Source organism: Enterococcus gilvus ATCC BAA-350, from assembly GCF_000407545.1.
Lineage (GTDB): Bacteria > Bacillota > Bacilli > Lactobacillales > Enterococcaceae > Enterococcus_A > Enterococcus_A gilvus.
On the sequence record NZ_ASWH01000001.1, the window covers coordinates 1420503 to 1443954 of the forward strand.

The window sequence follows — 23452 nt, forward strand, 5'->3', positions numbered from 1 at the left end:
AAATCATAAACGATTTCGGCATCCTTTTTTTATCTATTAGCTAATGTTTTGAGGGAAACTACGATGCAAAAATAGTTTTAAACGTTGGCAATAATTGATCAAATGATTTAAGTTCTATGTCTTGAATTTGGGTTGTTCCTTTTGGTAATTGTCGATTTCTATGGTTGAGCCAAAGCGATTGCCAGCCAGCACGTTTTGAACCAATCACGTCGTTGTTGAAATTGTCTCCGACATATAAAGAATTTTCAGGATTTAAGGAGAACTGCTTCTTGCCTAAATCGAAAATTTCAACGTCTGGTTTTTCATAGCCGGTCGCTTGAGAGATGATGATGTTTTCCTCATTGACCCAATTCAACAGACCTAATTGTAAAATCTTTTTGTATTGATGATCCGTTGGACCGTTGGTGATAATACTAACGGGTACTTTTTTTCTTTTTAAAAAATCCAGTGTTTTTTCAACTTCTCGATGCATGGTGATAGCATCTAATTCAGCCTCATAAACCTCTTGGAAATGCAGCGCTTCGTCATCAGTAATATGCGGATAATCCAAATCTTTTAATGATTGACTGATACGATGAGAACGCATATACTCCAGTGTCCATTCTTGAGTAATGACTTTGTTAAAGTTTGCATCACTATGCACACGAAAACGGGTATAAAGCGGGAGCATATCTTCTTCAGTAACTAAAGGAAACAATTTTTGGACTGCTTTTCGAAATGGTTCTTGTTGATCGTAAATTGTATCATCGATATCAAATACGACAGTTTCAATCAAATTCGACACGCCTTTCATTTTTCAGCAAATTTTCTGTTAATTACAGTAGCTATTTTAGTATAAAGAATTACACAAAAAAAGTGTAAATCGTTGATTAGAAAAGGTTTTTGATACTAAAAAAGACAAACCGCATATTATCAATTTTCAGTAACTGAGACTCAAAAAAAGATTTCTTTTTAAATTCTAATCTATTATGATTAAGATATAAAAACGGATAGGTGGAAAAGAGATGCGTAGAAAAAAAAGACAGGTTACTGATTTAGAATTAATCAAGAAATTTGTAGAAAAAACACAAGTTGTAAGAATTGCATTGAATGGAGAAAAATATCCTTACGTTGTACCAGTAAATTTTGGATATGAATGGAACGAGGAAGAGCTAATGCTTTTTATTCATGGTGCTGCCGAAGGAAAAAAGGTAAACATGATTAAAAATGATCCACATGTTGCAATAGAAATGGATGGTCATCATAGACTGATCGAGGGAACTAGTAATGCGGCTACTTATTCTTATGCATATCAGAGTTTTATTGGTTTTGGCCATGCAAGCTTTTTAGAGGATTTGGAAGAGAAAAGAAAGGCACTTCATGTTTTAATGGATCATGCAGCAAAAGGGGCCAGTTTTGACGAAATACCAGAAGCTATGTTGAAACGTACGGGCATTATCAAAATAACGCTAGCTTCCTATACGATGAAGGAAAATATCCATCCAGATGAAAAATAATATATATAAAAAAAGGCCTCAAACCTCTTAGAGAGATTTGGGGCCTTTTCTATTTATGCAGTTTTTTTAATCGATATTCTTCAAAGTAAGAAGCATTACCTCGGCTTTGGACTCTAGCATAAATACCCATCAGAACAGCACCAATTGTATTCGTTAGTAAATCACCCATGGTATCCATTAATGCAGCACGACCGACTAATAATTTTCCTGCTGAGGTGGCATAACGCTGTAGGTTCATATCCGCCACTGTATCGCATAGAAATTCCCAAAACTCCCAAAAAACGCCGCACACTCCTGCAAAGGCAAAACCAAACAATAGGAAAAGCCACGGGGAGGTTTTGCTGATATTCGCATCCTTCATGAGGTATCCAATCAATCCGTATCCTAAGGCAGTTAATACCATAGGACTCACAGTGTGCAAAATTTTATCCCAAAAAGATACAATTGAAATCATGTGTAATGAAGTACCCAAGAAAACAGAAATCACTAAGAAAAACCAATAAAAATAAATGATTTTTTCTGGTATGAAAAGTTTGAATAACTTAGAAATGAGTTCAGGTAAAAAGATGAGACCAATACCTGCCAAACATTCGATAACAAAAATCACTCCTTGCTTTGTCGAATATTTGCCAATAACAAATTCAAAGATATTATACGCAAGACAGAGAATACCAAAAACTACTAATGCTGTTCTATATTTTTTATAAGTCACGCCAATCACTACCTTCTAAAAACGATTTGATGTTCTCCAGCAGGGCAGGTTCATTGCTGACAATGACACCATTCAATTTAATAAGCCCGACTGTATAAAGGTTCAAATAATGAAATTGATTTTCTGCGGGTGTTTGTAATGCCGCTATTTTCTGCTGGTTGTCGGCGCCTTGTTGACGCGAATCTGTGTATAGCGCGATGATTGGAATTCCTTTAGCATAGGCAACACCGATTTCTGAGGCAACACCAGCATCAATCGTCAGGCCATCTAATAAAGCGACCATCAAATCACTTTTTAAAACTTCCTCAGTATCAGCCAAGGCGATCATCTTACTATCGGCATATGCTGATTTGTCATTGATTCCCGCATTTTCCTGCGGTAAATAGATTGTTAACTCTTTATCAATTTCGCGAATTTTTTTAACTAAATAATCATTGTAGAATAAGTCACTCTGCGCAAATAAAGGAGCAGCAAAATATATATGTTTAGAAGTAGTCACTGAAATAAGCCTCCATATCCGGTATGATTGATTCTAATAATTCAACGGCTTTTTTATCCGCCTCAATTCGCTCGATCCGGGCAAGATAGGTCGCACGTCTGTAATTCATTAATAAACAAGTCAAAGTTTGAATGGTCAAACGAATACGTTTCCCTTTTGGTTGATCTGAGATATCCAAAGCACCCTTGTCGTCCCAACTCAAAGCAAAGATGCTGTTATTCCATTTTGCAACTGGATCAGTCACTTCAAAGTAGAAGGGCTCCACAGATTTTTCAAACGGGTATTCCAATAAAAATTGTTTTACATCAACAATGCGTGCCATAAAAAAAGGGGCAATCGTTTCGGTTATTTCGCTATCATCGAGTAAAAAAGATAAAGGTTCATTTTTGTAAATATCACCTTCTACCCAATAAATCATTGAAAAGTGTGCACTGATGAAATTCCACAATCCGTTTCGTGCTTCTTGATTTAAGTAGAACATTTCTTTGATATGAAAAACTTCATCAGAGATCCAGTAGAAGAGAACACCGGTTGGTTTCTTATGCTCATCATAGTAAACCGCCGCAATCCGTTCTTCTTCATTTTCAAAGCGCCAGTATTCTTCCCAATTTAATTCTTTCCGAATCATAGCCCCGTGATTATTTAAAGCAAACTCATCGTATACCTTATAAACATCTGGATCGTCAACCTCTTTCCGTTCAACAATTCCAGGTAGATCAACTTGTTTGGGTAATTGCGTGTCTTTTATTTTGAAGCTTAATTTATCGGACATAATTTCCCAACCTTTACGTCGATAATAAGGAATATTGTAAGGATATAGATAGGAAATCCACTGTTGGTCCTGACGCATTTGAATCAGCGCTTTTTCGATCAAATCTTTCATAAGCCCGTGGTTCGCATATTCAGGATAAGTCCCAACTCCAGTAATCCCTCCCATGTCAAAAAGCTTTCCGTGAATATTTACTTCACAAGGATAGATCGCGATTTGTGAAATGAGATTTTCGTCATGAAACCAGCCAAAAACTTTTGATTGTTCCAAAACAGGCTTTTTTGCCCGAACCATTTCACGTTTGTTTTCGTACCCGCTATTTTCAATATCACTTTCGGTGACTTGAAAAACATAGCTGAGTAGTTCGTCGTATTGAGCTAAATATTCTTCACCGACTGGCTTCAAGACTAATTGTTGCTTAAAGTCATTTTCCATTCTTTCATCTCCATTTTTAGTTTACAACCTTAGTATAGCAAAAGCAGGTTTATTTTTCTCTTACAGACATTGGAAATAGGGGAAAAGACTTTTTTTCTACCGGAAACGTTGGTATAATTGACAGTGCTGACTAAAAGAAATGAGGAACTTTAATGAATTTAGAAGAAATGAAGAAACGCCAAGAAATGATTCGAAACTTTTCAATCATTGCGCATATTGATCACGGGAAGTCCACTTTGGCGGACCGAATCTTAGAACAAACAAATACTGTAAGTTCCCGAGAAATGCAAGAACAGCTATTAGATTCAATGGATCTTGAACGTGAACGCGGGATTACTATTAAATTGAATGCCGTTGAATTACACTATACCGCAATCGATGGACAAACATATATTTTCCATTTGATTGATACACCAGGGCACGTGGATTTCACCTATGAGGTTTCGCGGAGCTTAGCTGCCTGCGAAGGAGCAGTCTTAGTAGTAGATGCGGCCCAGGGGATCGAGGCTCAGACCTTAGCAAACGTTTATCTGGCACTTGATAACGATTTGGAAATTTTACCAGTGATCAATAAGATCGACTTGCCAGCAGCAGATCCGGAGCGCGTTCGTAAAGAAATCGAAGACGTAATCGGAATTGATGCAGAGGATGCGGTTCTTGCCAGTGCTAAGACCGGTATTGGTATTGGGGATATTTTGGAACAAATCGTAACGAATGTACCTGCACCAAGCGGTGACTTGGAGGCGCCATTAAAGGCACTGATTTTTGATTCGGTTTACGACAGCTATCGTGGTGTCGTCTTGAATGTTCGAATCACAGACGGCGTTGTGCGTCCTGGAGATAAAATTCAGTTAATGAGCAATGGAAAAACCTTTGATGTTACTGAAGTGGGTGTATTTTCACCGAAAGCCGTTCAACGTGATTACTTAATGGTGGGAGATGTGGGCTATATTACAGCTAGCATCAAGTCTGTCCAAGATACACGTGTTGGGGATACGGTAACACTTGCTAACAATCCAGCAGGAGAAGCATTATCAGGTTATCGAAAAATGAATCCAATGGTGTTCTGCGGGTTGTACCCAATTGATACATCAAGATACAACGATTTACGAGAAGCATTGGAAAAATTACAATTGAACGATGCGGCACTTCAATTTGAACCAGAAACTTCCCAAGCATTAGGATTTGGTTTCCGTTGCGGATTTTTAGGGTTGCTGCATATGGATGTCGTACAAGAACGCCTAGAGCGTGAATTTAATTTAGAATTGATCACTACAGCGCCGTCAGTTATTTACCATGTGAATTTGACTGACGACACACAATTAATTGTAGACAATCCATCAGATTTTCCTGATCCATCAAAAATTCAGAACGTCGAAGAGCCTTTTGTTAAAGCAAATATTATGGTGCCAAATGAATACGTGGGTGCTGTAATGGAGCTTTCTCAACGGAAACGCGGTGAATTTATCACAATGGATTATTTAGATGATTATCGCGTAAATGTTGTTTACCATATTCCGTTATCTGAGATTGTTTTTGACTTTTTCGATAAGTTAAAGTCAAGCACCAAAGGGTACGCTTCTTTGGATTACGAGATGGCTGATTACCGTGAAAGTCGTTTAGTTAAGATGGATATTCTGTTAAATGCTGAAAAAGTCGATGCGTTAAGCTTTATCGTTCACCGTGAATTTGCTCAGGAACGTGGACGGGCAATTGTTGACAAGCTAAAAACATTGATTCCGCGCCAGCAGTTTGAAGTACCTATTCAAGCCACTATTGGAACAAAAATCGTTGCACGTACGGATATCAAAGCATTACGCAAGAATGTGTTAGCAAAATGTTATGGCGGCGATGTTTCACGAAAACGTAAACTGCTTGAAAAACAAAAAGAAGGGAAAAAGCGGATGAAACAAATTGGCTCCGTAGAAGTACCTCAAGAAGCGTTCATGGCTGTTCTGAAAATGGACGAGGATGAACCTAAGAAAAAATAAAGAGCAATTCTTTCATATTGCGAATAGTTCATAAGGCGTTGGATAAGAAAGTCCTTCGCCTTATTTTTTTAAAATGCAATAGAGAACATTGATAACCCATGTTCTTTAAGATTCAATATGTAAGAGCTAAAGTTTTTCAATACTTATCATTGAAAATAGAAAAGTTTAGTATAATTAACAGCAGTTGCAAGAAGGAGTCTCACTATGGAACAAATGAAACACTTATTAGCAGAAAAATTTGGTTTTACGCAATTTCGAAACGGACAGGAGGACATTATCCAACGAGTTCTACAAAAGAAAAATGTCTTAGGGATCATGCCAACTGGCGGAGGAAAGTCTATTTGTTATCAATTGCCCGCGCTAGTTTTAGAAGGTTTAACCTTAGTTATTTCTCCGTTAATTTCCTTGATGAAAGATCAAGTTGACAGTTTGAATGAATTAGGAATTCCGGCAGCATTTATCAATAGTACGTTGTCTAATGTAGAGATGAATGATCGTGTACGACGAGCTGCGCGTGGGGAAATAAAATTATTGTATGTCGCACCAGAGCGGTTAGAGTCCTCAGATTTTCGTGAGTTATTGAGATACGTACCGATTGAGCTTTTAGCCGTTGACGAAGCACACTGTATTTCCCAGTGGGGACACGATTTTCGCCCTAGCTATTTGAAACTGGCAGAAACGATTCAAAATTTTAATCAACAGCCGACGGTTATAGCTTTAACAGCCACTGCGACCCCTCAAGTAGCTGAGGATATTTCTAACTTATTACATATTTCAAAGGAAAATGAAGTCAAAACGGGTTTTGCTCGCGAAAATTTAGCTTTTCAAGTTGTAAAGGATCAAAAGGATCTTTATTTGTTGGAATATCTGAAACTAAACCATGGACAATCTGGAATCATCTATGCTTCTACGCGTAAGGAAGTTGAACGATTGTATCATCTATTGAAGCATCATCAATTCTCAGTTGGTATGTATCATGGCGGATTAAAAGACACGGAACGGCTACAAAACCAAGAAGACTTTCTATTTGATCGGACTGAAGTAATGGTTGCTACGAACGCCTTCGGTATGGGAATCAACAAAAGCAATGTCCGCTTTGTGATACATGCACAGATTCCTGGTAATTTAGAATCTTATTACCAAGAGGCTGGACGTGCTGGAAGAGATGGATTACCAAGTGAGGCTGTTTTGTTTTACTCGCCCAAAGATATTCAAATTCAAAAATTCTTTGTGGAGCAGTCTCAATCTGAATTAGCCTATCAGCAAAATGAATATACAAAGTTAAGGGAAATGAACCAATATGCCCATACACAAATGTGTTTGCAGCGTTACATTCTGAATTATTTTGGCGAAGATCAGGCGGATTGCGGGAAATGCAGCAATTGTTTAGATGACCGGGAGCAGGTGAATATTACGACTGACACACAAAAGGTACTGTCTTGTGTAAAACGTATGGGCGAAAAATTTGGAAAGGCATTAGTAGCAAAAGTATTAGCCGGATCAAATGATCAAAAGATAAAGCAATGGAATTTTGAAAAATTACCAACGTATGGATTGATGAAAGAATACTCTCAGAAGGAAATTGCTAATTTGATCGACTACCTGATAGCTGAACATTATTTAGTTCCTTCTGAAGGGCAATACCCTTTATTGTCTGTATCTGAGCAAGGTATCTTAGTTCTAATGGGTAAACAAGAAGTTTATCGGAAGCAAGCGCCGGTGAAACAGTTAGTAGCAGATGATGAACTATTTGAAAAAATGCGAAGTCTACGCTCTCAGATTGCACAAGAAAAGAATTTGCCGCCGTACGTCATTTTTTCAGATAAGACGCTGACAGAATTAGCTGAGAAACAGCCTCAAACATCTATAGAATTTTTACAAATAAAAGGTGTGGGAAAAAGTAAGCTTGATAATTATGGGGAACAGTTCTTAACTCTATTAAAAAAAGAAAACTAAAATGATTTCCAATTATTAATTTTTAAATTTGAAATAATGAGAAATAGAGCAGAAAAATAGTGATCAAAAATTAATTCCTTGATCACTATTTTTTTATCCTAAAAAGCAACGATTGCAGGCTCGCAGACTTATTTTTTTACTTATCAACTGATAAATAATAGAATTATAGTATGAGGAGAGTGACTATGAAGAAGGTAATAGTAATAGGTGCAGGAGTCGCAGGGCTTACTGCAGCAGTAAGATTACAAAAACTAGGTTATGCTGTTCAACTCTATGAAAAGGCTAGTCAAGTAGGCGGCAAAATGAACCAGATCAAAAAGGAAGGCTTTACTTTTGATGTAGGACCGACGATTATCATGATGCCGGATATTTATAAAGAAGTCTTTGAGTTTTGTGGGAAGAATCCCGATGACTATATTCCGATGGAGAAGATTGATCCGATGTTGAAATTGTATTTTTCTGACGATGATCCCTTGATCTTTTCATCCGATTTGGTCGAACTAACAAAAACATTAGAAGGAATATCTGAAGAAGATGCTCAAGGCTATTTCGCATTTCTAGCAGATATTTATAAGCGTTACTTAGTTGCAAAAGAAGCATTCATTATGCGCTCATTTCGATCTTTTTGGGATTTTTACAATCCAAAATCATTGTTGAATGGACTAAAGTTGAAGACTTTTGGTGATGCGTACAGCTCCATCTCAAAATTTGTTAAAGATGATCGCCTTCGTAAATCATTGGCGTTTCAAACACTTTACATTGGCATTTCTCCTTATCAGGGCCCGTCATTGTATACGATCATTCCCATGATCGAGCTGCTTTATGGCATTCATTTTATGAAAGGTGGAATGTATACCTTAGCACAAGGTCTAGAGCGATTATTTATCGAATTAGGCGGGGAAGTTTTCTGTAATACGGAGGTGCAGGAAATACTGATTGAGAATAAGGAAGCCGTAGGAATAAAAGTTGACGGAAAGAATGTTTTGGCTGATGCAGTGGTGTGCGGAGCGGACTTTCCTTATGCTATGAAGCATTTAGTGCCAAACGAAAAAGATCGTGGGAAATATACGGATAAGAAAATTGATAAAATGGACTATTCATGTTCTTGTTTTTTGCTCTATCTAGGTTTAGACAAAAAATATGAAGTAGAGGCGTTGCATTCAATTCACTTCGCAAAGGATTTTGAAAAGAATATTACAGATATTTTCGATCAAGGTGTACTTCCAGATGACCCCTCGTATTATTTATACGTGCCATCATTCTTAGATCCTGACATGGCAAAAGAGGGGCACGAAGCATTATATGCGTTAGTGCCTGTACCAGAATTATCAAAATTCTCTGATTGGAATGAAGAGACCATTCAAAAATACCGCGACCATGTGCTGCAGAAAATCAAGCAAGAAACAGTATTCACTGATATTGAAGAGCATATCGTTTTTGAAGAACACTACACACCAAGAGATTTTAGTGAAAACTTCAATGCTTATCGAGGAGCAACTTTCGGGTTAAAACCGACGTTGAAGCAAAGTAATTATTATCGACCACATAATAAATTTGATTATGCTGACAATCTCTATTTCTGCGGGAGCAGCACGCATCCAGGAGCGGGAGTTCCAATTGTCATGCAAAGTGCTAAGTTGGCTGTAGAGGAGCTGATTCGCGATGACCAATAAGCTTTCTAACGATTTTGTTCATTATCAAGACGATTTTGATTACTGTAAAAAGATCATCAAACATCATTCAAAAAGCTTCTATGCGGCCTTTTCTCAATTACCGGAACAAAAAGCGATGAGTGTCTATGCGATCTATGCTTTTTGCCGAAGGGCGGATGATATCATTGATGTGGAAAAAAAACCTGAGAAATTAGAGGTAATGCGTGACCAATTGGATGAGTTTCAAAAGGGAAATTGTCCAGAAGAGCCGATGTGGCGAGCATTAGCAGTGGTTTTTGATCATTATCCTTTAGACATCAAGTTCTTCTATGATATGTTGGAGGGGCAACGTCGAGATGCTCATTTTGAACAACCTCAGACGCAAAAAGAATTAGAGGAATATAGTTATTATGTTGCAGGATCTGTTGGATTAATGTTGTTGCCCATTCTCTCTGCAAATTGGCAAAGTATTATAGAAGAAGCCAAGGATTTAGGTCGGGCAATGCAGATTACGAACATCTTGCGTGACATCGGCGAAGACTTGAATGAAGGTAGAATCTACCTTCCAAAAGAACTGATGGATCAATATGGTGTGACGGAAAAAGCGATTAGAACACATCATATGAGTCAAGCATTTATTGACTTATGGGAGTTTGAAGCGCATCGTGCAGAGGAAAGTTACAAAAAGGGATTGGAAATGATCGCTGAAATTGATGAAGAATGCAGGATTCCTCTACTGACAGCAATTTATCTTTATAGAGAGATTTTGTCTGTGATACGTGAAGGAAACTATGATGTATTTGGAAAGAGACATGTAGTCAATAAAACTAGAAAACTAGTACTATTTAAAGCAGCCAATCACGACTCAAAAAGAATAGCGCTTAAAAAAAGGTAATGTTCAAACAACACTGAATAAAAGATAGTCAAGTATGCGGAGTAAGTACTCTCTGCGTACTTTTTTTGTGATCAAAAAATCTGTGAGATTTCAAAAAAGGGTACCGCTTATATCGTGACTGAAATAAGGCTGAGAAGTATTTTTTTGGAATCACTAAAACAAAATTGATTGTAAAGCAGTAAGGATGTATTGGATAAAATCAATTAAAAAATAAATAACGATTTGCCAATAATGCGTTGTTTTAGTATGGATTCTTACATCCAATTAGTTGAATTTAAATAACATGAATGGAAATAAAAATAATTTAACCATGTATTATCTTCAATCTAAAAGGAAAAGTATTTTTAGTTTGTAAAAAAGTGATGAGCAAGATTAGCAAAAAAGGATTCTTCCTCTGGTAAGGTGATGACGTATTTAAACGAAAGGAAGGTTTTAGTATGAATTTAGAAAATGAAGTGGTCGTCATTACTGGAGCAGGTGGTGGTATTGGAATAAATGCCGCAAAAAAAGTTTCTTCTTTAGGCGCTAAAGTAGTCTTGGCTGATATCGATGAGGAGCACTTACGTAGCTTAGCTGGAGAATTGAGAGCGGAAGGAGGTGCTGTGGAATACTTTAAAGTCGATGTGACGAAAAGTGAAGATATGAAGAAATTAGTCGCTTTTACAAAGGAAAAGTATGGAAAAATTGATGTTTTCTTTAATAGTGCGGGTGTGCTAAATATAGGGTTGAATCGAGAAATGCCTAGCAAAGAATACACGCAAGTGATCGAAGTAAATGTTTTAGGTGTTTTGAATGGTTTATCAGCGGTTTTGCCTGAATTTAGAAAAGTCGATAAAGGTCATGTTGTCACCATGGTTTCAATTGGCGCACATGTAGTTGGACCAGCAATGAGCACATACGCAGCATCAAAAACAGCAGTATTAAAAATTATGGAAGGGGCTCGACAAGAAGAAGCAGATACCAAAATACGATTTACATCAATTTCTCCTGGAAACGTGGCTACTGACATGGGAAGAAAATTGGATCAAACAACGGATGAGTATCAAATTCTAACACCTGAAGCCATCACAGATGCCTTGCTTTATGCCTTGCAGCAACCAGAGCAAGTAGCTATTAATGAGATTATTTTTAGACCTACAAAAATGATGGTCTAACTATTGTTAGCATCGCAAGGAGTATAAAAAGGAGAGAAATTATTTTCTCTCCTTTTAGTTACTTTTTCAATTGTTGCGGTCGGCTATTCTATTTTTTTTATACTCATTTAGACGAGTAGAGCGAGGATTGAGACAATTGATTGAGTATCTCAATTTGTTTCAAAAATCCGAGGAATGATGGCATCAATTTTTAGTACTTCACCCTCAGTGAGGGTCTTTCCATCCTTTCGCCAAATACGAATATGTCTTTGTTCCTTTTCAAGCGCATAATTTTCAGTAGTATACTTTGCGCGAGAATTATTTAACAAGGTTGTAATAAAAAGAGCTCGCAGCTGACTTAAAGAAAGTCCATTTTCGCCTTGCATTAAAAAAGGTGATTCATAGTGATAAACTCGATAATCATTAGAAATTGTTCCTCTCATAATTTCCTCCTCCAAATACCTTCTTCCTCTATTTTAGCAATAAAAGAACTGTTAAAAATAGTCTTTTATTAATAACTTACGAATTCGTTCACAATTATACTCAATTAAGAAATGATCGTTTAAAAAATAGTGATGCTTAAGATGATTCGCCGTAGGAGCTTAAAAAAAAGGATAAAAGATAAATAAGGTTTTTGATTGAAAAATAAACACAAAAATGTTAGCGTTTACATTGAAGGGCCAATTTTAAAAGGGGGGAATTAAATGATATATCGAGCAATAGCAGCTGGTGCAGAAGTAGAAAATATTGTTTCAACCAATTCCTCGAAAAGCTTTAGTGTAGATCGCCAATTTGAAAATGGGTTTACGTTGACTAATAAGGAGCAGTTGCTCTATGTGGGGAATGATAAAAAAGGGGTCCTTCCTTTCGGGATCCATCTGAATCATTCAGATTACCAGGCAATCTGTGAGAAAAAAATACGAAATTGTCAGTTTGAAAGGCAGAAGGATCAATTATATTTAATTGATTCATTCTTTGAAGTAATGATTTCAGAAAAAATATTTTATCATGGAACACCAAAAGCAATGACTGTAAATTCAGTACAATTAAAGCAAAAAATTTTCCAATTAGAGCGAGAGGAGCTACTCCTTGGCTCTGAATTCAAAGGTGAAAGAGAAGGAACGGTTCCGGCTTTTCAAAAATTGCTTTCTTTAAGTCCAACAAACCGTGCAAAAGGGATTTTATATTATTTAGGAAGAGGAGAAGGCATTTTTCCTTCTGGCGATTGTTTCTTAATTGGCTTAATGGCGGTTGATCAAGTAGTATCAATTTTTACAAACGACTTCTATCTATTACTAAGAAGTTTTCTTGTTCAAAAAAAATGGACGACAGCGCTATCGAATACCTATCTAAATTATGCATGCAAAAGAACATTTGGCAGTTTCGTCAATTCGGCAATCGATGGATTGGTCGGTAACGATGGCAATTGGAAAGTAAAAATTGAAGAATTAAAAAATCTAGGCGAGTCCTCTGCTAGCGATATATTAGCTGGTATGGTTGCTGGAGCAAATGTGTATTTGAGCAAAGAGAGAAAGGATTTTTTCATTTAACTTTACAAATGAAAAGCCAAATCGATTTTTACTTTACAAATTGAAAGTTTTTTATCTATTTACTTTTCAAAGACCTGATCGCTTTTTAATGGCGATCAGGTCTTTTAGTGTCTTTAATTGCATGTATACGAATCAGTTCATCGATTCATTTTACTTGCTAAGGCAAAATAGAACATAAAAAAAGAATCCATTTCGGCACTTTGTTTAACAGTCGCTTAGTATGTCAACTCGAACATTAGATTATCCGACTAAGGACCTATTTCGAAAAAGTAGAAAAAAATTTATAATATAGGTAACAAGTTACGTATATTGAATGACTGGAGAAAATAAAGTGGATATCGAACAATTAATAGAAGACTTTCAAACAAGTAGAGATAAACAGCAGCGCGCTATTTTCGCTAGTCTATACATTTTAGGAAATCGGCTGCAAACCTCTTTCGATAAAATTGATCCGTCTGTGACAATGAAGCAGTTTATGGTTTTAGTTATGGTAAGGCAATCGTCTGAAAGGGCTATTGATTTAACAAGTTGCGGAAAATTGCTAGGCTGTTCAAGGCAAAATATCAAAAAATTAGCGATAGCATTAGAAGCAAAGGAATTGATCGAAATGAATCGAAGTGAAGAGGATAAGCGAAAGACGGTTCTCGTCTTAACAAAGAAAGGGGAACACTATTTTCATTCAGTTGAAACATTGCACAGCCATGCTTTGGCAACCATTTTCAATGGATATTCTGATAAGGAGCTATCGAACTTTTTTGATATTTTTATGAAATTGTACCAAGGTGTCGAGAAATTGGAAATCAATGAATAAGAAGGAGAAGATGAATAAAATGGAAAAGCTTGTTATTTATGCCACGAAAAGAGGAAGTTCTAAAAAATATGCGGAGGCATTTGCACAAAAGCATGGCTATCCGATTTATGAACAAGGGGGGGTGCCTTCAGAAGACTTCGCGGGTTCAAAAAAATTATACTATTTTGGCAGTGTATACGCTGGTAGAGTTTTTCAGTTAAACAAGTTGAAAGAAAAATGCAGAGAAGGAATGGAAATCACAGTAGTACCAGTCGGTTTATCTTCAAAAAATGACCAAGAAAAAATGGTTGAAATTCGTAAAGGAATTATTGAAATTTTTCCGGAGGCAGAGATTTTCTACATGAGAGGACGATTGTCATATAAAGAATTGAGTTTCCCCGAAAAAATACTGATAAAGATGATCAATAAAGAGAGCAAGAAAAAGGAATCGCAGAATAAATTGGATATTGAAAAAGCAATTGGACAAGTTGTAGAGGAAGACGGTGTAGACTTTATCAATTTAAACGAATTAGAAGTTATTGAGTAGGACTATCAATAACCCGTTTATGGTCGAATAGTGCCTTTCATAAGTCCAAATGAAAGGACTTGCGTATATAATTTATTTATTTGATAATATTTTGATTGCAATTTGGAATGATTTGTATTAGACTAATTCCAATCTATACGTATGCATTGAAGAGAAGAGTAATTAATCACGAAACGATTAAAGAGACCCTCGGCTGGTGAAAAGAGGGATCGTGGAAAGTTAATGAAGATGAGCTCTGAGCATTCAGTTTGTTCACGCAAATTGAACGGAAAGCGACCGTTACTTCGCCGGGTATGTAAGTACCGTTGAGGTATTATCTGAAAGGATAATACGAATAAGGGTGGTAACGCGAAAATATTCGTCCCTTTATTTATCAGTAGATTGGTAGGTAAAGGGACGGATATTTTTTTATTTGTCAAAATTTAATAGGAGTGTGTCAGTATGAAAAAAATTGGTTTCGTTGCATTGGTATTTAGTTGTTTCATTTTTTTAGCAGCTTGTAGTTCGGGTTCCGCAGAGAAAGCGGATAAAATAAAAATTGGGGCCTCCCCTACGCCTCATGCAGAAATTTTAGAACATATCAAACCCGAATTGAAAAAGAAGGGGATTGAACTAGAAATTGTAAAATTTGATGACTATGTTTTACCGAATAAAGCGTTAGAAAATGGGGATATAGATGCAAATTATTTTTCAACAGTCCCTTATTTTAATTTACAAAAAAAAGAAAACGACTATCGTTTTTCAAATATAGGAGCAATCCATTTAGAACCGATGGGGATCTATTCACACAAAATAAAGAAAATTAGCGAAATACCTTCTGGTGCGAAAGTAATCGTCTCAAACGTTCCCTCAGAATGGGGACGTGTGCTGAATATTTTTGTTGAGAATAAACTTTTAAAAATCAAGCCAGGAGTAGCCATCGATAAAGCTACTTTTGAAGACATAACAGAAAATCCAAAAAACTTAGTCTTTGATCATAGTGTCGATCCAACCTTATTAACCTCGGCTTTTGAAAACAATGAAGGAGATCTTGTCGCGATCAATTCTAATTTTGCTTATGAAAAAGGATTGAATCCAGTAAAAGATTCTTTAATGATCGAGCAAAAGAACTCGCCATATGTAAACATCGTAGCGACAAAAACGAGCAATAAAGAGAATAAAGACTTGAAAAAAGTGGTGGATGTCCTACATGAGCCGCAAGTGCAAAAGTGGATCGAGAAAAAATGGGGTGGATCGATTGTACCCGTCAGTGAATAAATGAAAGAAGAGGTGAATAAGATGGAGAGAGCAGTATTTGCAGGTGGTTGTTTCTGGTGTATGATTCAACCTTTCGATAGCCTTGCGGGCATTCAATCGGTAATCTCAGGTTATACAGGGGGAACAAAGGAAAACCCAACGTATTTAGAAGTTAAAAGTGGCGAGACAGGTCATACGGAGGCCGTGGAAATTATATATGATCCTTTAGTTATTTCATACGATGAGCTTCTAGAAATCTATTGGCAACAGACAGACCCAACGGACGCATTTGGTCAATTTGAAGATCGAGGGAGCAGTTACAGACCGGTTATTTTTTACTTTGACGAGAAGCAAAAAGAACATGCTGAAAAAAGTAAGGAAACACTGCAAAATAGCGGAAGATTTGATGAGCCGATTGTAACTAAAATCGAGAAAGCAACGGTATTCTATCCAGCAGAGGAAGAGCATCAAGACTATTATCAAAGGAATCCTGAAAACTATCAAAAAAATGCAGCCCGCAGAAAAAAATTTATCTCTGAGTTTTGGTAGAAGCGACGAGGTTCCATGAAACACGCTAACTAGGGACAACTCAAAAGAAAAACCTTTCTTTTGAGTTGTCCCTGATTAATTTTCTCCTTAAACAGAAAAATGTGACATATGTCCTAATTGTTTTTCTTTTGAGTGATTACAATAAGCATATAGGAGGTGCTTATTATGATAATCCTAGTCTTACTTTTGATTTTTATAGTTGTCGCTTTATATTTAAGAAAGCAAAATAAGAACAAATCAGAATTTATTTATTGGGAAAAAATCGATGAGTTAGAAAAGCAGAGAAAAGAAATGATTTTACAACGCGCGCGAGAAAGACAAAATTTCTAAAAAAGTCAGCCGATTTGCTTTAAAAGCAAGAAACCGGCTGATTATTTTTTACAGCGTTTCATTTTCAAAATAAGAAACTTCTGACGAGTACTGGATCAATTTTTCTTTATCAAGTAGTAAGAATGCTCGTTTTTCCTTTTTTAAAATGTTGCTCTCACACAATTTTTTTAGTAAACGTAATAGGTGGCGATAGCTGATGCCAATTGTTGCCGCAACATCAGAAAGATTGTCATAAAAATAATTTTTGTAGGCGCCTTTTAATATATAAGTACAGAGTCTTTGTTCTCCAGAGTAAAGTGCATTTGAAGAATAGTCATGTGAGGAGCTCATTAGATTGTTTGATAACCCCTTCGCCAGCTCGGTCATAAAAGTTAAATTTTTGAACATTGTATCATCGTCATCTTGAAAAGGAACGACGAGACATTCGAAAGCTGAGAGTGCAACGACAGAGGCTGTAGCATAGTTTGTCTTGGACATTAATTCGACATCTCCGATGATACCGCTTGATAGATAGTATGCTAAAACAAGACTTTTTCCTGAAGGAGAAGTTGTACAAACTTTCGCCTTTCCAGAGACAACCAGCAGGATATATTTATATTCAAATCCCTGAGAAAAAACGATATCTCCAGACTCGTAGTGACGTATTTCACATAGCGCGTGATGATCGGATAATCCATATTTTTTTAACAATTTAAAATGGTGTTCTTGTAACGGATAAGTCATATGATCTCCCTCGTTTCTCCTAATGACTGATAGGAAGCATTGGTTATTAGTCATTTTACTATTTTCGGGTTTAAGTTGTCGCGATAAACGCCTAAACAAGTTCGGTAAATGCAAACTAAGTAAGAAAGTCCCTCGTTCGACCCTCCAAATGATATTTGTGCTTTTTTAGAAATTACTATAAATAATTTGGGGTTTTTTAAAAATTCATTTGTGCAATATGTTACAATTGAAGTTGCAATACAAACGCTTTCAATAACTAGGAGGTAAAGTGAATGACAAAAACAGTAATAGTTGGTACAAACCATGCAGGGATTGCCGCAGCGAACACGTTATTAGACACATTCGATGATCAGGAAGTAGTAATGATCGATCGGAACAATAATTTGAGTTATTTGGGTTGTGGAACGGCGTTATGGGTGGGACGTCAAATAGACTCTTATGAAGGCTTATTTTATACAAAAAAAGAAGACTTTGAGAGCAAAGGTGCTAAGATCTCCATGGAAACAACCGTTGATCACATTGATTATGGGAAAAAAGAAGTTCATTGTCTGCTTAATAATGGCGAATCATTCATTGAAAGCTACGACAAGCTAATTTTAGCGACAGGGTCAGTGCCAATATCACCGAATGTTCCTGGTCGAGATTTAGAAAATATTCATTTTTTGAAACGTTTTCAAGATGGTCAAGCGGTTGATGAAATTTTAAATTCAGATAGTATCGAGAATGTTGCGGTAATCGGTGCTGGCTATATTGGTGTAGAAATTGCTGAGGCAGCAAAACGACGCGGAAAAAATGTTTTATTATTTGATGCAATGGAGCGTTCACTGCCAAGCTATTATGATAAATGGTTTACTGATGACATGGATGCTACTTTAAGCGAGCATGGAATTGAACTGCATTTCGGGGAGCTTGCGAAAGAGTATAAAGGCAATGGAAAGGTGGAATCCATTGTCACTGACAAAGGGGAGTATCCTATTGAACTTGTCATTAATGCAATCGGATTTTTGCCAAACAATGAATTGGGAAAAAGCCATCTGGACTTGTATAAAAATGGTGCCTATTTAGTTGATCGCTATCAACAAACGAGCGATCCAAATGTATATGCAGTCGGAGATTGCGCAACGATTTATTCAAATGCACTTCAAGATACAACCTACATTGCTTTAGCAACCAATGCAGTACGATCAGGTATTGTAGCAGGTTACAACATAGGTGGCGTTTCCTTAGAATCTACTGGGGTACAAGGATCTAATGGTATTTCTATTTTTGGGCTGCATATGGTATCGACAGGATTATCCGTTGAAGCAGCAGCTAAAAATGGTATTGACGTAAAATACACAGATTTTGAAGATTTACAGCGTCCTGGTTTTATGAAAAAGAATGCCAAAGTTAAAATCCGTATTGTGTATGAAGAAAGTTCTCGTCGAGTAGTCGGCGCACAATTATCTTCAACAGAAGATATTTCGGGTGTGATTCACATGTTCTCATTAGCGATTGAAGAACAAGTGACGATTGATAAATTGAAGCTATTAGATATCTTCTTCCTGCCTCATTTTAACCAACCGTATAACTATATTACTATGGCGGCCCTAGATGCAGAATAAGTAAACAAGTACAAAAAATTCCCTCAACGTTTGATAATTTTCTGACGTTGAGGGAATTGTTTTATAATAAAGAAAAATTTATTTGGTTCTTTTTAAAATGTCTAAAATTTTCTGATAGTTTTGATTTTGAAAAATTTGATAGTTGATCTTTTCATAAAGCCTTACCGCATGATGGCTCCAGGTTTGTGTACTTAAATAAAGATCCTGGTTCGGGTAGTATTCATGAAGAAGTTCAGTAACACGAATGACTAAAGCCTTGGCCAGGCCCTTTTTTTGTTCCTCAGGAATCACACCTAACCAATGCAGTCTTGGGGAACGATCTTCTGTCCACCAAGCCGTGAAGGTTGCGACCTTTTTCCCTTCAGGGTTCTCTATAAAAAGCATCCGACGGCGTAGTTCTTTTTCGTAAGGCATAAAAGAATGCTGAAAGTACTCGGCGGCTTCCTTCTCTGAATCAAATTCTAAGACGGCTGTTTCAATACGACACCAATCTCTTTCATCGCCAGGTTTATAAAAAGCGAAGCGATAACCATCAGGTAAAGTAATTTTAGGTAAGGGCGGTGCATCTGAGGGACGGAACATCGTAAAAGGAATGAATGGTACAGATTTATCCAACATAAGAAGACCTCCATTTTTTTCTCAATAAAATCGTATCATGTAGGGCATGCAAAAGCTAGTTCGTTTTTTACTTATATAGGAAACGATGTTACTGATCATTGATCATAAAACTTCTAATATAAAAAAATTGGAGCCTTTGTTTTCAATGGCTATTATATAATGAATAGAGAAATTGGATTACAGAAATATTCCAGTTTGTCAAGATTTTTTTAGTAGTGAATACCGATTCGCTGCAAGATAGTATCTATTAACAATTTAGGAAGGTCGTGTTTTTATGGCAAAGAGGGTGTTCTTCAGCTTTTCTTACGAAGAAGATTGGTCTCGAGCATTCGTTGTTAAGAATAATTGGACGCTTAAAGAAAATGACGAGTCTGGGTTTATTAACAAAGCAGAGTTTGAACGAATGAAACGGGATGGCAGTGCAAATATTGAACGATGGATTGACAAACAATTGGTGGGAACCTCTGTAACAGTGGTTTTGATTGGAAGCGAAACATTGGATTCAACGTATGTTCAATATGGAATAAAGAAAAGTTATGAGCGTGGCAATACAATCATAGCGCTCAAAATTGGAAAAGTTAAAAATTTGAATCAGCAAACATCAATCAGTCAATCAGTGGTAAAGATAGTAGGAAAAAATGAGGAAGGAAAATTATTATGGTTTGATGAGATCTTGGATGAGGAATATGATTATATCAAAAACGATGGGTATACGAACTTAGAAAAATGGATAGAGAACGTTGATAAAGTAAAAGAGGGGTAATAAAGAAACGGCATCGGACTATCCATATAATCGATGACAATAAAAGGGGATAAAGAGAGCGATGGTCTTTAAAAAAAGAAAAAGGGCGAGTGACTGGACAAAACGTTCAACACTCGCTTTTTTTAAATTCAAATTTATTGTAATTTTATAAAAATATCTCCATGATTTAATCACTAATTAACTATTTTATCGAAAAGACTTTACATAGAATTAATTCAAAATAATAATCATTCTTTCACAAAAAGAATTTTTGTTTTTTTTAGGCTAAATACTCTTGCTAAACGGATAACGTTTCGATATACTCGGTAAGGAAAAGACCCCGATTTTAAAATGGGAGGCAGGAGGTGTCCTTATGCTTAAAAATTATCAACGGTGACTATGAAATCAGTCATTACTTAGAGTTTCTAAGCAAGTAGGACAACTGATTTTCCTCCGATGGGTCAAAGTTTTAATCGAATTAAGTGACGATTAAGCACGTGGATTGAGACAGTGCAGGAGGGAACATACTTGATTTAGTATGTTTTTTTGTCGTGTGCAAAATGAGCATTTCCTACTTGTGAAAACGGTTTAAGTGAAAAAACAAACTTTTAGAGGAGCAATTAAAATGAAAAAAATGATTACAGTAATTGGCTGTTTGTTGTTAACAGCATTAGTTGTCTATTCAAAAACAGAAGTGGTTCATGCTGCGGATAAGTCGAACAAAGTTCAGCGGTTGGTCAAAAGCAAAGATATCAAAGAGGATGATTTCTTTGTCGATGCAAAATGGGCTAAAAAACAAATGAAAAATAACGAAGATACAGTGATTATCGAGGCTTCTTATGGTGAAGGTAAAGACTATAAAAAGGCTCATATTCCAGGCGCCCTCCATATCGACACAATGGAAATTGAAAGTGAAGAAACCAATTGGAATATTTTCGATGCTGAAACATGTAAAGAAGTATTTTTAAAACGCGGCGTGACAAAAACAACGCCAATAATTGTCTATTCTAGTGATATCAATGCAGCAGCACGTGTAGCCTTCGTTGCCTATTGGTTGGGTGTAGACCAAGTGAAGATTTTAGATGGCGGATTAAAGGCATGGGAAAAAGCGGACTATAAAGTAGAAAAAGGGGAAGAAGAAGGAAAAGCAGCAAAAGATTTCGGTGCGAACGTTCCAGGACGCCCTGAGTACTTAATTTCTACTTCTGCTGATTTAGTTGCTTCAAAAGAAAAGAATCCTGAGTTAGTTTTAGCAAGTATTCGTAGTTGGAAAGAGTTCACAGGCAAAACTAGCGGATATGACTATATTGAAAATGCGGGTGAACCTGAAGGCGCTGTATACGCAAAATCAAGTAAAACGAGTGCTGATGTTGCTCAATTAATGAATAACGATGGAACTGTCAAAGAACCAACAAAAATTTTTGCTGCATGGAAAAAATGGGGAATCACGCCTGATAAAGAAGTTGCTTTCTATTGTGGGACTGGTTGGCGTGCAGCAACGGCATTCTTTATTACAAAACAAGAAGGCTGGAAGGATGTACGATTATTTGACGGCGGATGGTTTGATTGGGATAAAGCACATCAAAAAGATCCAAGTAAATATCCGGTTCAAATCGGCGACCCAAGAGACAAAGATAAAGTGAAAATCTTGAAATAATGAAACTTTTTAGAATTTTTGTGCATATAATACAAAGTGGTCTGATTTATGTCATCTATCTGATGAATGATCTCTATAAAAATCATTTAGGGTTTATGCGGAATGTGTCATTTTATTCTCATAAGGTCAATAATAGTGCTGTCGGCAGTAAGTTATTTTTACTGCCGGTAGTTTTAGTCGTAATTGCACTCTTACTAACCTTAAAAAAAAGAACGATAGAGTCATTTTTACTGGTGATGATTAGCGGACTTTTCTTAGTTTGGCAGCTATTTTTTACGCTAGAAGCATCGCCAATCTACTATTTAATAAGTGCTATTTTATGTTTAGGAGTTTTATTACAACTAGCGGTAGTGTTATTAATGAGGAGCTCGTCTAATGGATTACTCAAGTAAAACAATTGAAATGGCTCAGTTAATCGCGGAAACTTGCACAAGTTGCAAACGCTGCATGAAAGACTGTCTTTTTTTACAGCAATACTGTGAGAATCCTAAAGAATTGTTTCAACGCTTTTTAGAAAAAGATTTGGCGCCAATCTTTCCTTTTTCATGTATGTTATGTGGTCGATGTACGGTAGTTTGTCCATTACAGTTAAAACTAGATGAGGCTTTTTTAGCTATCCGTCAAGATTTAGTCAAAGAAAAAAATCCTCTAAAACAGCTAAAAAGTGTAGAGATGCATCAAAGACTTTCTACGAGTAAATTCTTTAGTGCTGTGAATCGAGGAAGCTTTTCGGATTCTGAGCATTAATTTACTCAATAATAAAATGTGTCTTACCAAATGAGGAGCATAAAAAGGAGATATACTATGAAGCATGGTTTCATGGCAGGATGCTCATTGAGTTCTAGCAATCCAGATCAAGTTGCATTAGTCATCGATTATTTAAAGACTTACTATCCGGATCTGGCTATTATTCAGGGATGTTGCGGGAAACCGACGCGTATGATCGGTAAAGAAGAATTATTTCAAACGCGTTTTGCCGAGTTAACTAAACAAGTCAAACAAGCAAAGATCGACAATTTGATCGTAGCGTGTCAAGGGTGTATTAAAACGATGACCATTCAAGAACAGTTTCCTACGACCTCTTTATGGGTGAAAATGGCTGAGCTAGGCCTGCCAAAAGAAGCACTTGGCAAAGGGAAAACTAGTGATGTTGTTTTTTCCATACAGGATTCTTGCCCGACTAAAGAAGTCACGGAAATACATAAAGCGGTTCGCACATTGCTGGAGCAGCTAGGATACAAGGTCCAAAAAAATCGTCTATCGGGTGAAGATACATTATGTTGCGGCATGGGTGGAATGTGTGGTGTCACTAATCCGAATTTAGCAAAAAAATTTGCAGAGAAACGTGTTCAAGATTTCAAAACAGAACACATCGTGACTTACTGTGCCACCTGTACGTCAGCAATGATTTTAGGTGGAGGAAAATCATGGCATTTACTAGATTTGATTTTTGGCGAGGTTATCCATAATGAGGATACGCCCTCATCGCATCCGCTATCCAATCCAGTAAAGGCCTGGAAAAATCGGTACCAATCAAAAAAAATAGTTACACGAGCATAGGAGAGACG

The 23452-nt window shown here is 36.6% G+C and carries 24 protein-coding genes and 1 other annotated feature; of the genes, 17 read left to right on the forward strand and 7 right to left on the reverse strand.

From position 1 onward, the window contains the following. Positions 1-58: 58 nt before the first annotated feature. Positions 59-793, reverse strand: coding sequence for an HAD family hydrolase (locus I592_RS07030; RefSeq protein ID WP_010780902.1), 735 nt, complete (start codon positions 791-793; stop codon positions 59-61). 211 nt (positions 794-1004) lie between these two features. On the opposite strand from I592_RS07030, the gene I592_RS07035 reads away from it, so the two are divergent. Next, on the forward strand, positions 1005-1496 hold the full coding sequence (locus I592_RS07035; RefSeq protein ID WP_010780901.1) for a pyridoxamine 5'-phosphate oxidase family protein: 492 nt from the start codon (positions 1005-1007) through the stop codon (positions 1494-1496). 49 nt (positions 1497-1545) lie between these two features. Here the strand turns inward: I592_RS07035 and I592_RS07040 are convergent, their stop codons facing one another. From I592_RS07040 to I592_RS07050, 3 genes are read right to left on the reverse strand one after another with little or no spacing between them, the layout of a single operon-like run. Then, a complete protein-coding gene (locus tag I592_RS07040; protein ID WP_010780900.1) occupies positions 1546-2208 on the reverse strand; it encodes a DUF2238 domain-containing protein in 663 nt (220 codons plus the stop codon). After that, positions 2198-2707, reverse strand: coding sequence for a nucleoside 2-deoxyribosyltransferase (locus I592_RS07045; protein WP_010780899.1), 510 nt, complete (start codon positions 2705-2707; stop codon positions 2198-2200). Before I592_RS07045 ends, I592_RS07040 begins: the two co-directional genes overlap by 11 nt. Next, entirely contained in the window at positions 2694-3911 is a 1218-nt protein-coding gene (locus tag I592_RS07050; RefSeq protein WP_010780898.1) for a GNAT family N-acetyltransferase, read from the reverse strand. The genes I592_RS07045 and I592_RS07050 overlap by 14 nt, the downstream gene beginning before the upstream one ends. A 152-nt stretch (positions 3912-4063) precedes the next feature. Between I592_RS07050 and lepA the strand changes: the two genes are divergently transcribed. The 5 genes from lepA to I592_RS07075 all read left to right on the forward strand — a co-directional run bounded on the left by lepA (position 4064) and on the right by I592_RS07075 (position 11559). Beyond that, the gene (gene lepA, locus I592_RS07055) at positions 4064-5902 is read left to right on the forward strand and encodes a translation elongation factor 4 (RefSeq protein ID WP_010780897.1); all 1839 of its coding nucleotides are present in this window, start codon (positions 4064-4066) and stop codon (positions 5900-5902) included. 204 nt (positions 5903-6106) lie between these two features. Further along, positions 6107-7858 (forward strand): DNA helicase RecQ, encoded by a 1752-nt coding sequence (gene recQ, locus I592_RS07060; RefSeq protein WP_010780896.1) that lies wholly within the window; start codon positions 6107-6109, stop codon positions 7856-7858. Positions 7859-8043: 185 nt separating this feature from the next. Beyond that, complete coding sequence (locus tag I592_RS07065) at positions 8044-9531, forward strand: phytoene desaturase family protein (protein WP_010780895.1); 1488 nt, start codon at positions 8044-8046, stop codon at positions 9529-9531. Further along, positions 9521-10405: a phytoene/squalene synthase family protein gene (locus I592_RS07070; protein ID WP_010780894.1), complete on the forward strand. Its 885-nt coding sequence runs from the start codon at positions 9521-9523 to the stop codon at positions 10403-10405. Before I592_RS07065 ends, I592_RS07070 begins: the two co-directional genes overlap by 11 nt. Positions 10406-10842: 437 nt before the next feature. After that, the gene (locus I592_RS07075) at positions 10843-11559 is read left to right on the forward strand and encodes an SDR family oxidoreductase (protein WP_010780893.1); all 717 of its coding nucleotides are present in this window, start codon (positions 10843-10845) and stop codon (positions 11557-11559) included. A gap of 149 nt (positions 11560-11708) precedes the next feature. Here I592_RS07075 and I592_RS07080 read toward each other — a convergent pair whose 3' ends face one another. Next, positions 11709-11981, reverse strand: a complete 273-nt coding sequence (locus I592_RS07080; RefSeq protein ID WP_010780892.1) for a hypothetical protein — start codon at positions 11979-11981, stop codon at positions 11709-11711. 261 nt (positions 11982-12242) lie between these two features. Between I592_RS07080 and I592_RS07085 the strand changes: the two genes are divergently transcribed. The 6 genes from I592_RS07085 (at position 12243) to I592_RS21390 (ending at position 16540) form a co-directional block, all read left to right on the forward strand. Then, entirely contained in the window at positions 12243-13088 is an 846-nt protein-coding gene (locus tag I592_RS07085) for an oxamate carbamoyltransferase subunit AllH family protein (protein WP_010780891.1), read from the forward strand. 331 nt (positions 13089-13419) lie between these two features. After that, positions 13420-13899, forward strand: a complete 480-nt coding sequence (locus I592_RS07090) for a MarR family winged helix-turn-helix transcriptional regulator (protein ID WP_010780890.1) — start codon at positions 13420-13422, stop codon at positions 13897-13899. Between the two features lie 10 nt (positions 13900-13909). Further along, positions 13910-14425, forward strand: a complete 516-nt coding sequence (locus I592_RS07095) for a flavodoxin domain-containing protein (protein ID WP_010780889.1) — start codon at positions 13910-13912, stop codon at positions 14423-14425. A 137-nt stretch (positions 14426-14562) separates the two neighbouring features. Further along, positions 14563-14794: a binding site (T-box leader), on the forward strand. Positions 14795-14866: 72 nt separating this feature from the next. Continuing rightward, positions 14867-15682, forward strand: coding sequence for a MetQ/NlpA family ABC transporter substrate-binding protein (locus I592_RS07100; protein WP_010780888.1), 816 nt, complete (start codon positions 14867-14869; stop codon positions 15680-15682). A 21-nt stretch (positions 15683-15703) separates the two neighbouring features. Continuing rightward, positions 15704-16210 (forward strand): peptide-methionine (S)-S-oxide reductase MsrA, encoded by a 507-nt coding sequence (gene msrA / locus I592_RS07105; RefSeq protein ID WP_010780887.1) that lies wholly within the window; start codon positions 15704-15706, stop codon positions 16208-16210. A 165-nt stretch (positions 16211-16375) separates the two neighbouring features. Beyond that, a complete protein-coding gene (locus tag I592_RS21390) occupies positions 16376-16540 on the forward strand; it encodes a hypothetical protein (RefSeq protein ID WP_010780886.1) in 165 nt (54 codons plus the stop codon). A gap of 48 nt (positions 16541-16588) precedes the next feature. Here I592_RS21390 and I592_RS07110 read toward each other — a convergent pair whose 3' ends face one another. Beyond that, entirely contained in the window at positions 16589-17263 is a 675-nt protein-coding gene (locus tag I592_RS07110; RefSeq protein ID WP_010780885.1) for a Crp/Fnr family transcriptional regulator, read from the reverse strand. 272 nt (positions 17264-17535) lie between these two features. Here I592_RS07110 and nox point away from each other — a divergent pair, with 272 nt between their 5' ends. Continuing rightward, the gene (nox, locus tag I592_RS07115) at positions 17536-18867 is read left to right on the forward strand and encodes a H2O-forming NADH oxidase (RefSeq protein WP_010780884.1); all 1332 of its coding nucleotides are present in this window, start codon (positions 17536-17538) and stop codon (positions 18865-18867) included. 78 nt (positions 18868-18945) lie between these two features. On the opposite strand, the gene I592_RS07120 is transcribed toward nox, so the two are convergent. Continuing rightward, positions 18946-19485, reverse strand: coding sequence for a GNAT family N-acetyltransferase (locus I592_RS07120; protein WP_010780883.1), 540 nt, complete (start codon positions 19483-19485; stop codon positions 18946-18948). A 274-nt stretch (positions 19486-19759) separates the two neighbouring features. Here I592_RS07120 and I592_RS07125 point away from each other — a divergent pair, with 274 nt between their 5' ends. The 4 genes from I592_RS07125 (at position 19760) to I592_RS07145 (ending at position 23444) form a co-directional block, all read left to right on the forward strand. Then, positions 19760-20248, forward strand: coding sequence for a TIR domain-containing protein (locus I592_RS07125; protein ID WP_010780882.1), 489 nt, complete (start codon positions 19760-19762; stop codon positions 20246-20248). 604 nt (positions 20249-20852) lie between these two features. After that, positions 20853-21884 (forward strand): sulfurtransferase, encoded by a 1032-nt coding sequence (locus I592_RS07130; RefSeq protein WP_010780881.1) that lies wholly within the window; start codon positions 20853-20855, stop codon positions 21882-21884. A 375-nt stretch (positions 21885-22259) separates the two neighbouring features. Next, complete coding sequence (locus I592_RS07140) at positions 22260-22631, forward strand: 4Fe-4S dicluster domain-containing protein (RefSeq protein WP_010780879.1); 372 nt, start codon at positions 22260-22262, stop codon at positions 22629-22631. 57 nt (positions 22632-22688) lie between these two features. Next, positions 22689-23444 carry a heterodisulfide reductase-related iron-sulfur binding cluster gene (locus I592_RS07145; protein ID WP_010780878.1) on the forward strand — a complete coding sequence of 252 codons (756 nt, stop codon included), beginning with the start codon at positions 22689-22691 and terminating at the stop codon, positions 23442-23444. The last annotated feature ends 8 nt before the right edge of the window (positions 23445-23452 follow it).